At 52.0% G+C, this 11,167-nt stretch carries 10 protein-coding genes and 1 tRNA gene; 6 read left to right on the forward strand and 5 right to left on the reverse strand.

Going from position 1 to position 11,167, the window contains the following annotated elements:
• Positions 1-19 precede the first annotated feature (19 nt).
• Positions 20-271, forward strand: a complete 252-nt coding sequence (locus J0A68_RS11020; protein ID WP_206578272.1) for a hypothetical protein — start codon at positions 20-22, stop codon at positions 269-271.
• Positions 272-338: 67 nt separating this feature from the next.
• Here J0A68_RS11020 and J0A68_RS11025 read toward each other — a convergent pair whose 3' ends face one another.
• The 5 genes from J0A68_RS11025 to J0A68_RS11045 all read right to left on the reverse strand — a co-directional run bounded on the left by J0A68_RS11025 (position 339) and on the right by J0A68_RS11045 (position 6,240).
• Positions 339-2,876 (reverse strand): ATP-dependent Clp protease ATP-binding subunit, encoded by a 2,538-nt coding sequence (locus J0A68_RS11025; RefSeq protein WP_206578273.1) that lies wholly within the window; start codon positions 2,874-2,876, stop codon positions 339-341.
• Positions 2,877-2,957: 81 nt separating this feature from the next.
• Complete coding sequence (locus J0A68_RS11030) at positions 2,958-3,581, reverse strand: WbqC family protein (protein ID WP_236025539.1); 624 nt, start codon at positions 3,579-3,581, stop codon at positions 2,958-2,960.
• A 243-nt stretch (positions 3,582-3,824) separates the two neighbouring features.
• The gene (locus tag J0A68_RS11035; RefSeq protein ID WP_206578275.1) at positions 3,825-4,451 is read right to left on the reverse strand and encodes an L-threonylcarbamoyladenylate synthase; all 627 of its coding nucleotides are present in this window, start codon (positions 4,449-4,451) and stop codon (positions 3,825-3,827) included.
• Positions 4,444-4,872, reverse strand: a complete 429-nt coding sequence (locus J0A68_RS11040; protein WP_206578276.1) for a (deoxy)nucleoside triphosphate pyrophosphohydrolase — start codon at positions 4,870-4,872, stop codon at positions 4,444-4,446. Before J0A68_RS11040 ends, J0A68_RS11035 begins: the two co-directional genes overlap by 8 nt.
• A gap of 264 nt (positions 4,873-5,136) precedes the next feature.
• Positions 5,137-6,240: a peroxiredoxin family protein gene (locus tag J0A68_RS11045; protein ID WP_206578277.1), complete on the reverse strand. Its 1,104-nt coding sequence runs from the start codon at positions 6,238-6,240 to the stop codon at positions 5,137-5,139.
• 168 nt (positions 6,241-6,408) lie between these two features.
• Between J0A68_RS11045 and mltG the strand changes: the two genes are divergently transcribed.
• The 5 genes from mltG to J0A68_RS11070 all read left to right on the forward strand — a co-directional run bounded on the left by mltG (position 6,409) and on the right by J0A68_RS11070 (position 11,037).
• Positions 6,409-7,452: an endolytic transglycosylase MltG gene (mltG, locus tag J0A68_RS11050; protein WP_206578278.1), complete on the forward strand. Its 1,044-nt coding sequence runs from the start codon at positions 6,409-6,411 to the stop codon at positions 7,450-7,452.
• A 1-nt stretch (position 7,453) separates the two neighbouring features.
• Positions 7,454-7,861, forward strand: coding sequence for an acyl-CoA thioesterase (locus J0A68_RS11055; RefSeq protein ID WP_206578279.1), 408 nt, complete (start codon positions 7,454-7,456; stop codon positions 7,859-7,861).
• Positions 7,862-7,873: 12 nt separating this feature from the next.
• Positions 7,874-8,845: a YihY/virulence factor BrkB family protein gene (locus J0A68_RS11060; protein WP_206578280.1), complete on the forward strand. Its 972-nt coding sequence runs from the start codon at positions 7,874-7,876 to the stop codon at positions 8,843-8,845.
• A 77-nt stretch (positions 8,846-8,922) separates the two neighbouring features.
• On the forward strand, positions 8,923-10,758 hold the full coding sequence (locus J0A68_RS11065) for a DUF885 domain-containing protein (protein ID WP_206578281.1): 1,836 nt from the start codon (positions 8,923-8,925) through the stop codon (positions 10,756-10,758).
• 194 nt (positions 10,759-10,952) lie between these two features.
• Positions 10,953-11,037, forward strand: a tRNA-Ser gene (locus tag J0A68_RS11070).
• The last annotated feature ends 130 nt before the right edge of the window (positions 11,038-11,167 follow it).

The following is an 11,167-nucleotide window of genomic DNA, read 5'->3' on the forward strand; positions in this document are numbered from 1 at the left end:
TTTCCCTATTAAAACTCCAATGTTCATCGAACTAGAAGTCAAACTTGGCATCATCGTCCATGGCTATACTGCCGAAAACAGAGAGATTGAAGAAGTCTGCCAAGAACCCGAGTTTGTCAAAAAGATCGTCGCGATTGACCGCATCCAGTCCATCAGTGAAAAGTACATCTTGGTCAAATCCTCGCATGAGCGAGTGATGTATTGGGAATACAAAGGCACGATGGAGGAGCTGAAGCAAAGAATGCTGGCCGCCGACATCAAGATAGCTTAGACAGCAAAAACGAAAAGCCCCGAAAACTATCATTTCCAGGGCTTCACTTTTATTGCTTTACTTCGCTTTATTCTTCCGCTTTTTCCTTTTTCGTCACCGAAATGGTAAGCTCAGTTCCTTCCCCGCTGTAGTCTGCAGTGATCACATCCCCTTCGGAAAGGTCTCCCTTCAGGATCTCCTCCGCGATGGCATCCTCCAGATACTTCTGGATGGCACGGTTGAGCGGACGGGCGCCATATTGCTGGTCGTAGCCTTTTTCTGCCAAGAAATCCTTGGCCTTATCGGTCAACTCGATTTGGTAACCCAAGTCGGTGATTCGGTGGAAAAGCTTGCCCAAGCTGATGTCGATGATCTTGAAGATGTGCTCTTTGCTCAGGGAGTTGAACACGACCACGTCATCGAGACGGTTGAGAAACTCTGGGCTAAAGGCCTTCTTGAGCGCAGACTGGATGGTGGACTTCATGATGTCATCCAGCCCCTCCGTCTTGGCGCGATTGGCAAAGCCGATTCCCGCTCCGAAGTCCTTCAGGTCACGCACCCCGATGTTGGAGGTCATGATGATGATGGTGTTTCGGAAATCCACCCTTCTGCCCAGGCCGTCGGTCAGGATCCCGTCATCCAACACCTGCAACAGGATATTGAATACATCGGGATGGGCCTTTTCGATCTCGTCCAGCAAGACTACGGAATAGGGCTTTCTCCTTACCTTCTCAGTCAGCTGTCCGCCTTCTTCGTAGCCCACATAGCCTGGAGGCGCTCCTACCAGTCGGGATACGGAGAACTTCTCCATGTACTCCGACATATCAATTCGGATCAGGGAATCCTCCTTGTCAAAGAGGTAGGTGGCGAGCATTTTCGCCAGCTCCGTCTTGCCCACGCCAGTTGGGCCGAGGAAGATAAAGGAGCCGATGGGCTTCTTCGGATCTTTCAGGCCCACACGGGTGCGCTGGATAGCCTTTGTCAATTTTTTGATTGCCTCGTCCTGGCCGATCACTTTGCCCTTGAGCTCTTCGCCCATGTTGAGAAGCTTGTTGCCCTCGTTTTGGGCGATACGCTTGGCAGGGATGCCGGTCATCATTGCGATGACTTCGGCCACGTTGTCCTCCTCCACGGTGAATCGCTTGGATTTGCTCTCGTCCTCCCAACGGTTTTTGGCAGCTTCCAACTGCTCGAGGAGCTTCTTCTCCTTGTCGCGCAGCTGGGCGGCTTCCTCATACTTTTGGGATTTGACCACGCGGTTTTTCTCCGCTTTGATATTTTCCACATCCGCCTCCAGACGAAGGATATCCTCCGGCACGTGGATGTTGTTGATATGCACTCGGGCACCCGCCTCGTCGAGGATGTCTATGGCCTTGTCAGGCAGGAAGCGGTCGGAAATGTACCGATCGGAAAGCTTCACGCAAGCCTCGATGGCCGCCGGAGTATAAATCACGTTGTGGTGATCTTCGTATTTGTCCTTGATGTTGTTCAGGATTTGGATCGTCTCCTCGGGAGAGGTCGCGTCCACCATCACCATCTGGAATCGACGGGCGAGGGCACCATCTTTCTCAATATATTGACGGTATTCGTCCAGCGTGGTAGCACCGATGCATTGGATTTCTCCACGGGCTAGGGCTGGCTTAAACATGTTGGAAGCATCCAAAGAACCGGACGCGCCGCCCGCTCCCACGATGGTATGCAGCTCATCGATAAACAGGATGACGTTTGGAGATTTTTCCAGCTCGTTCATCACGGCCTTCATCCTCTCCTCAAACTGCCCTCTGTATTTCGTACCCGCCACGAGGGAAGCCAAGTCCAAGGTCACCACGCGCTTGTTGAACAACACGCGGGAAACTTTCTTCTGTACGATCCGAAGGGCGAGGCCCTCTGCGATCGCGGTCTTACCCACACCAGGTTCACCGATAAGAATCGGGTTGTTTTTCTTTCTACGGGAAAGGATCTGAGCGACACGCTCGATCTCTTTCTCACGACCGATGATGGGATCCAGCTTGTCGTCTTCCGCCATTTTGGTCAGGTCGCGGCCAAAGTTATCCAAAACCGGGGTCCTGGATTTTTCCGCCCCTGGTTTGGACTGTCCTCCAGATCCGCTGCCAGACGAGCCAAACAGCTTGGAGCCGTCGTCGTCCCCATCTTCGGCTTCCGCCTTGGCGCGCGGACTCGCACCCGAATCAGACTGCATCTCCAGCATCTCCTTCACGGAGTCGTAATTCACCTCAAACTTGTTCAGTATTTGGGTAGCAATATTGTCTTCGTCCCTTAGGATAGAAAGGAGGAGATGCTCGGTGCCAATCAATTGGCTTTTGAAAATCTTCGCTTCCAAATAGGTGATCTTCAGTACCTTTTCCGACTGACGGGTCAGCGGGATATTGGCCATATTTTTTACGTTGTGGTTGGCGGTGCCTTTTACAGCTCGTTCGATTGCATTGCGCAACTCATCGAGAGGCACGCCCATTTTTTTGAGAATGGAAACAGCCACACCTTCCCCTTCACGAATCATCCCCAGCAAGAGGTGCTCTGTCCCGATGTAATCATGTCCCAAGCGAAGCGCTTCTTCTCGGCTGAGAGAGATCACCTCTTTGACTCTATTCGAAAATTTCGCTTCCATTTAAATCCTTTCTGATTATGTAATAAACCTGTACGTATGTTACCGAATTTGTTTTACAAACACAATCCTTTTAAGGATTGTTCATTGTTTTTTTGCCGATTCCTGCAGGATTCTCCCGGCCTCGGGACCGGCGCAAAAAAGCAAATCCAGAATGCTCAGGTTCGGCTCAAAGTTTACGCCAAAGAGTTGGGTGTAGGGCACGGGATGGTAAAAATTTCTCTCCGAAAAAGGCCTTCCCGGCTCGATTTGACCTCTTATGTCAAAAACTTCGGATGAAAGGCGGCCTTCTTCCGCCACCGTAATTCTGGCAGGTGAGCGAAGGAGTTTCAGACAGACTGTCAGAAGTTTTTGGTTTAGTCGCCAAAGGCTTTCTTCCTCAGACTCAAAAATGTCGTGAAAATAGGGGAAGAAAAACTCAAAGAAGGGAGCCTTGCCGTAGGCGCTTTGAATCCCCCGAAGATGGACCGCTTGCCACTTTTGCCCGTAGTCAATCCTGACCTCCTCCATGGGTATCCGAGGCCTCCTGCCGACTATGGGAATACTTAGCGTCTCGACCTTGTTGGCCAAGCGGATGCGGGTGCGGTTGAGGTAGGACTGGCGCTGGTAGCGGTCCTGCGGAAATACCAACAACTCCTCCGCTCCTGCTATGGCGGCAAAAAACTCCAAGCTGGGGAGGTAGTGTAGGTCTATGGCGATTTGGGACAAAGGACTTTTTGATTTACGATGTAAGAAATACGTCCCGATAGTCATCGGGATACGAGGCGGCCGGTAGTATCTAGCGTCAATAGCCAAACCAAACGGGAAAGAGAAATTTTGATTTATGTTACATCCCGATAGCTATCGGGATAAGAGGCCGAGGACAGCATCGATCCAACTATCCCTAGTCCCAACGCTTCGACTCCGCTCAGCGTGACAGCTTCCGGCATCCCGGCTTCCGAACTTGCAACCTCAGAGCAAATCATCCACATTCCCCAGTCCTTCTCGGACGACGACGACCTCTTCGCCGGTACAATCCAATACGGTGGAAGCCACGTTGGCGCCATAGCCTCCGTCGATCACCAGGTCGACGAGATGCTGGTATTTTTCATAGATCAGCTCGGGATCGGTGGAGTACTCGATCACCTCGTCCTCGTCGTGGATGGAGGTAGAGAGGATAGGCTGGCCAAGCTCCTCCACGATGGCCCGGGGCACGCCATGGTTTGGCACACGGATTCCGACGGTCTTCTTGTTGCTGTGCAGGATCTTGGGCACCTGCGTGCTCGCTTCGAGGATGAAGGTAAATGGGCCTGGAAAGGCCTTCTTCATCATCTTAAACACCGGCTTGTCGATCATCCGGGTGTACTGGGCGATGTTGCTCAGGTCGGCGCAGATGAAGGAGAAGTTATGCTTTCTGGGATTGATGCCCTTGATCTTGCAGATGCGTTCGATGGCGCGCTGGTTGGTGATATCGCAGCCCATACCATAGACGGTGTCGGTGGGATAGATGACGATGCCTCCGTTTCGGAGCACGTCCACCACCTGCTGCACGCGGCGCGGGTCGGGGTTTTCTTCGTAAAGCCTGATGAATTCAGCCATGCTTTTGAGCGTTCGTTGGATTTGCAAGCTTAACCCAATTATCATGCAAATCGTGCACAATCGGGATATCGGCCTCCGCCCAATCTACGGAAAAAAGCGATTCCCTACCCAACCAGGCCACTTGGCTGTGCTCCTGAAGACGGATGGCACCCGCTTTCCAGACAGCCAGGAAGGGCAGCAGGCGGATGATCTTGGTGGGATAGGAAAAGTCCGACGGAGCCAAAGCCTCGCCAACGATCACCTCAATCGACAACTCCTCCCGAAGCTCCCTCGCCAAGCAATCCCGGGGATCTTCCCCCTCCTCCACTTTTCCGCCAGGAAACTCCCACTTGCCGGGCAAATCCATGCCTTCGGAGCGCTGGGCAGCGAGGACTTTCCCATCGTGGATGATCAGGGCGCAGGTGACGGGGATGAGTTTCACGGAACTGAGCGGAAGCTTCTTGCAAAGAAAATTTTGAGGGCAGTCGACCGACCGCGGTCAACAGGAGGGAAAAACAAAGTTAGAACAGATTTCCCCTTTCGAAAATCCGGATGAAACCAGTGTGATGTCTAGCGTAACATATTATCTGAGCAGGGTCTCGATATACGCTACTCTCGTAGCTCCAGTGCTCGACCTGACAACTTGGTGCAGTCGACCGGACAATCTGGTGCAGTGGACCGTCGACTTTTGACAAGCAAGGCCAAATTACTCTGATTTTTTCTTCCACTGGAGAATCGTCTCATCGCTGTAGCCCTGCGTGACTTCCTCGATTTTGCCGGTCTCGTCGATCAGGTAAAAGGTCGGAAATCCATTGACCCCATAGTCCTTCCCGACCTGCTCGGCATCGGCCAGGACGGGAAAAGGGATCTTGATCTTCAACTGGTACTTTTCCATCCGTTCTTTGGAGTCCGAGGGATTGATGTAGAGGGGTACGATGTCGTCCGCAAACTCATAGTCGGGTTTGGCAAACTGCTCCAAGGCGATCTTGCACCAGCCACAGTTGATGATGGAAAAGTCGAGCAGGACCTTCTTTCCACGGTAATCCGAAAGCCTGACTGGATTGCCATGCCCGTCCTCCAGTTCAAAATCAGGGGCCTGAATGCCGACTTTCAGCAAAGGAGACTCAGTGTTCCCGGCGACTTTGGTCAGATAGCCCTTGGGGAAATCGACGACAAAGGGCTCCGCGCTGTCCTCCAGCTTCCAACCATCGTAGCTGCATTCGATGAATTGGTTTCTTTTCCCGTCGTGAAAAAGCCGTCTGGAGTAAAACGCGGGAAGCAGGTTTGCCGGATTGATCCAGAGGTGGTTTTCCAGATAGACTTCTCTCCCATCAATCACCGTGTCCATCTCCACCCAGCTATATTCCAACAACTGCTTTTCTTGGATGCTGGTGTCGCCAAGGTAGCTCCATGGCTCTTTTTCGAGTAAAACAAGGGGATTGAACGTTCGGAGCATGCTGTGCTGAACCATCGAAGAGTCAAGCACGTCTTCCGTCCTCACCGTACTGTCGCGATGGTTGATTTGATATTCCACACCCTGGACATACGCCGATTCTGACCCAGCACCGACTCTTTTCCCGTGGAAATCATATCCGAAGAAAGCCTCTGGATTCTTGCGAAAATCCGCGGAATAGCCAATCGTCTCAAATTCGCCCATTTCGGGATTTTCCCAGACCATATCCATACGCAGCTGCACCCTTTCCGCCTCCTTCATTTTCTTTTTGGCTTCCGCAAAAATCTCCTCCGGGCTCTGGGGCTTGGCGCAGGATAGCAGGGCAAGCAAGGCGATCTGAGAATAGCGCGTTTTCATAGCAGTCTGTTTGGTATAAAAGCTAAGGTTACGGAAAAACCAGCACAAACCCATAAATGCCGTTATGAGAATCTTCAAATCGTTATATCGCGTATCTATTCAGGCAATACACGTCCCTGCCTGAACATTTACCGACACCATTTGCCCAAGCTTTCCTATTTTTGCCCCATGCAAAGCGAAAAGCGTAAAAAATTTCTGCTGGTCACACTGATCGCCTCCTCCGTGCTGCTGATCTCGCTGACCTTCTACTTCTACCAGGTCTTTTTCAGCCCCAATACCCTGGTGGAATCCGAGCAGCCCTATATACTCAAGATCCCCAGCAATGCGGTCTACAAGCAGGTCTCCGACCAGCTCTACAAAGACAAGGTGATCAACGACGCGTTGAGTTTTGGCTTTGTGGCCAAAGCCCTCGGCTATCAGGAAGCCGTCAAACCCGGCCTCTACCGTGTCGAACCCAAAATGAGCAACCTCGAACTCGTGCGCATGCTCCGCGCTGGAAGGCAGGTACCGGTCAAGGTGACCTTCAACAACGTCCGAACCAAGGAAGACCTGGCTGAAAAGATCACCGCCAACCTGGAGCTCAGCCAGGAGCAGTTTCTTGACCTGATCCAGGACTCGGTGTATATCCGCAAGTTTGACTTTGAGGAAGAGACCGTCATGGGGATGTTTATTCCGAATACCTACGAGTTTTGGTGGAACACCAGCCCCGAGGCGCTTTTTGACCGCATGTACAAGGAATACGAGGCCTTTTGGACAGCCGAGAGAAAGCAAAAAGCCCAGGCAATCGGGCTGACGCAAAAGGAAGTCAGCACCCTCGCCTCCATCGTGCAGGCCGAAAGCCAAAAATCCGACGAGCGTCCCAAGATCGCCGGAGTCTATCTCAACCGCATGAAAATCGGCATGCCCCTACAGGCCGATCCGACACTGGTCTATGCCACGGGCGACTTTACCCTGAAGCGCATCCTCAATGTCCACAAGGAAATCGAAAGTCCCTACAACACCTATAAGTACGCCGGCCTCCCTCCCGGCCCGATCAACCTCCCCGACATCAACTCCCTCAATGCGGTGCTGAATACCGAAACGCACGACTACCTCTATTTTTGCGCCAAGGAGGATTTTTCCGGCTACCATGCCTTTGCCAGCACCTACAGCGAGCACATGGCCAATGCCCGGAGGTATCAAAACGCGCTGAACGCCGCCAAAATCTATTGACATGTTCCAAGCCGAAACCCAAATCCGCGTTCGCTATGCAGAAACCGACCAGATGGGCTACGTGTACTATGGCAACTACGCCATGTACTTTGAGGTGGCGCGGGTAGAGGCGATGCGCTCGGCGGGCTTTTCCTACAGGCAAATGGAAGAAGAGGGAGTGATGATGCCCGTGCTCGAGAGCCACTTTCGCTACCTCAAGCCGGGGAAATACGACGAGCTGCTCACCATCAAGACCACCATTCCCGAGCTTCCGGGCGTCAGGATCCGCTTCGAATATCAAGTCTCCAACGAGGCTGGGGAGCTGATCACCGAGGGCTGGACTACGCTGGCCTTTCTGAAAAAAGAAAGCCATAGTCCTACCCGCCCGCCGAAGAATTTGTTAGATTTATTGAAACCCTTTTTCGGGTAAACCCATGATACTGTGATCAAAAAGGAAATTTTCAAGTGGCGCTTACGCTTGCAGCTGAAGGCTCGGCATTTGAAAAAGATCTATTTCGGTCATCCGGACAAAAATCTATACGACGTCATCCGGATTTTCATCCAGCAGCTCAAAAAGGACGACATCGGCGAGCGGGCGGGCTCCATGGCCTTCAGCTACACGATCGCCCTTTTCCCCCTGCTCCTCTTTCTGCTCAACCTCGTCCCCTACCTACAGGATTTTTTCCCGGTGGTGACGACTGAAAACATCCTGGACTTCGTCCAAAACATCATCCCGGCCGATCTCTACCAAAACATCGAAACCACCCTCATGGACATTGTGTCCAAGCCTAGGCAAAGCCTGCTTTCCTTCGGTTTCTTTTTTGCGCTCTTTGCCTCCACACAGGGGGTGATGTCCATGATGACGTCGTTCAACTCGGTGTACAAAACAAAGGAAAACCGGGGCTACCTCATGTCTCGCCTGATCGCCTTTTCCATTGTTTTCGCCTTGGTTCTGACCGTCATCACGGCCAGCTCGGTCATGATCGTCGGCAGCATCCTGATCAACGCGCTGGACGAGATGCACCTGTTCAACAGCAATTTCATGATCTTCCTCTTCAATACGCTGAAGTTTTTGATCCTGCTCTTTGTATTCTACATCACCTCTGCATTCATCTTCCGCTTTGCGCCGGCAGTACACGACAAGTGGCATTTTTTTTCTACCGGAGCCCATCTGTCGGGATTGCTGATCACGTTGGCCTTTTATGGGTTTATTTTCTATCTGGAAAACTTCGCCAGCTATAACAAGCTCTACGGCTCCATCGGCACCCTGCTTGCACTGATGCTGTGGCTCTGGATCACCTCCCTGATCATCCTGGTCTGCTTTGAAGTCAACGTGAGCCTGGACTTGGCCGAAGACAAGCAGAAGGAGCGTGAGAGGAGGAGAAAAGTACTGGGCAGACCCGCCGAGGTGTAATGTTACGGTCCGAGCCCCTGTTTTTTCGGACTGGCTAATTCGCTATTTTAGTCCATCCCATCATTAAACCCCAGATCATGTTTTACCCCTTACGCAGATCCCTATTTCTATTGGGCCTCTTAGGCTTTTTTGCCTGCAGCGAGCCGGAACCAACCCTGATATCAGACTCTGAAGTCAACGCCTGGTTTGACGCCAAATACGAAGAATTTCTCCAAATGAGCCCCCTACAGATGACTACCCAGGGCCGAAAGGATCGCTATGGAGAGATTGACGACATGAGCGAAGCAGCGGAAGACCAGCGACTCGCTTGGATGGAGGCCAGTGTCAAAGAACTGAAGGAAAAGTTTGCCTATGACCAGCTCAGCCCTGAGTCAAAAGTGTCCTATGACCTGTGGGAGTATCAATATGAGATGGAAAAAGGAGACGTGGAGTTTCGCAGGATGAACTACGTATTCAACCAAATGGGGGGCGTACATACCCAGCTTCCCAACATGCTGATCAACTACCATAAAGTCGACAGTGCCGCCGACATGACCGCACTGGTATCGAGATACATGGAGGTCGGAAGGGCAATCAACCAATTACTTGAGCGCGCAAAACTGCAAACCGAGACCGGTGTCCGCCCACCGAAATTTGCCTACGAATACGTGATCCAGCAGTCCAACGCACTGATCTCCGGAAGGCCCTTTACTGACGGCCCCCTCGACGCCCCGCTCTGGACAGATGCGCAGGCCAAGATCGGAAAACTGGAAAAGGACGGCAAAATCACAGCTGACGAAGCCGAAGAGTTCAGGACAAAAGCAAAAGAGGCTTTGGTCAACGGATTCAAACCCGCCTACGTGGAGCTCATCGCTTGGCTGGAAGCAGAATTGCCCAATCTGGAAGAAAAACCAACGGGTGTCAGCCGCCATGAGAGAGGAGCAGAACTCTATGCCCATAGGCTGAAGTCCTCCACTACCACAAGCCTGAGTGCCGAAGAAATCCACGAAATCGGACTTAGCGAAGTGGCCAGAATCCAGCAAGAGATGCTGGCCATCAAGGACAAAGTCGGCTTCGAAGGCGACCTAAAGGCTTTCTTCCAATTTGTCAACTCCGATCCCCAGTTCTTTTTTCCAAACACCGACGAGGGCAGACAGGCCTACTTGGACGAGTCCACGGCCTTCTTGGATTCGATCAAGGAAAAACTCCCCGACTACTTTGGCATACTGCCGAAGGCGGACCTTGTCGTGAAGCGTGTGGAGGCCTTTCGCGAGCAGCCGGGCGCGCCACAGCACTACAGCCAAGGCACTCCGGACGGATCCCGACCTGGCACTTACTACGTACACCTCTCCGACATGACCGCGATGCCCAAGTCCACCATGGAAGGGGTCGCCTACCATGAAGGCAATCCAGGCCACCATATGCAGATTTCGATCGCTCAGGAGCTGAAAACCGTCCCCAAGTTCAGAACCCAAATGGGCTTCAATGCCTATGTAGAAGGCTGGGCCCTGTATTCCGAGGCATTGGCCAAAGAGATGGGACAGTACAAAAACCCCTATTACGATTTCGGTCGCTTGGTCAATGAAATCTGGAGAGCGATCCGTCTGGTAACTGACACCGGCCTCCACTCCAAGGGCTGGACTGAGGCCGATGCGATCGCTTATTTTTCGGAAAACTCTTCCATTGCCCCCGGAGCGATCCAGGCCGAAGTGCGCCGCTATATGGTGATTCCAGGCCAGGCTACAGGCTATAAAATAGGCATGCTCAAAATCCAGGAACTCCGAAAACTGGCGGAGACCGAGCTGGGCGACCAGTTTGATCTCAAAGGATTCCATGACACGGTATTGGGCAGTGGTGCACTGCCGCTGGACATCCTGGAAAAGGAAGTGAAGCGCTGGATCGCCGAAACAAAAGAAAGCCAAAAGTCTGCATAAACGCCGACAACCTGAGCAAGAAAAATAAACACTGATAAATCAGATAGTTAACACAAAAAGGCTTCAGACACTTTGTAAAAGACCAGTTTCCGATTACTTTTGCACACTCGAAAAGAGAGATCACAGCACAGAGGCGTGTCAGCGTGCTTCCCGATAGCGATCGGGAGGGCATTCTTGAAACGACTCAACTTACTAGAGGAGTGGCAGAGTGGTCGATCGCGGCGGTCTTGAAAACCGTTGAACCGTGAGGTTCCGGGGGTTCGAATCCCTCCTCCTCTGCTTTTAGTCAATCAAATCTTTCGAAAAGCCCCAAATTTTAGCGATTTGGGGCTTTTTTGTTTTTAGCCCGCTTCGAATTCCTTCAGAATATTCGGATTTCCTAAGGAAAAATCGAGACCTATTCCGATGG

Origin of the sequence: Algoriphagus oliviformis, assembly GCF_017254915.1 — a bacterium.
In the GTDB taxonomy this organism is placed as follows: Bacteria; Bacteroidota; Bacteroidia; order Cytophagales; family Cyclobacteriaceae; genus Algoriphagus; species Algoriphagus oliviformis.

Coding starts and splice junctions, on each gene's coding strand:
- J0A68_RS11035 (WP_206578275.1), bottom strand. CDS start 4,451: ATGGCTGAATTCATCAGGCTTTACGAAGAAAACCCCGACCCGCGCCGC.
- J0A68_RS11045 (WP_206578277.1), bottom strand. CDS start 6,240: ATGAAAACGCGCTATTCTCAGATCGCCTTGCTTGCCCTGCTATCCTGC.
- J0A68_RS11065 (WP_206578281.1), top strand. CDS start 8,923: ATGTTTTACCCCTTACGCAGATCCCTATTTCTATTGGGCCTCTTAGGC.
- J0A68_RS11055 (WP_206578279.1), top strand. CDS start 7,454: ATGTTCCAAGCCGAAACCCAAATCCGCGTTCGCTATGCAGAAACCGAC.
- J0A68_RS11020 (WP_206578272.1), top strand. CDS start 20: ATGTTCATCGAACTAGAAGTCAAACTTGGCATCATCGTCCATGGCTAT.
- J0A68_RS11025 (WP_206578273.1), bottom strand. CDS start 2,876: ATGGAAGCGAAATTTTCGAATAGAGTCAAAGAGGTGATCTCTCTCAGC.
- mltG (WP_206578278.1), top strand. CDS start 6,409: ATGCAAAGCGAAAAGCGTAAAAAATTTCTGCTGGTCACACTGATCGCC.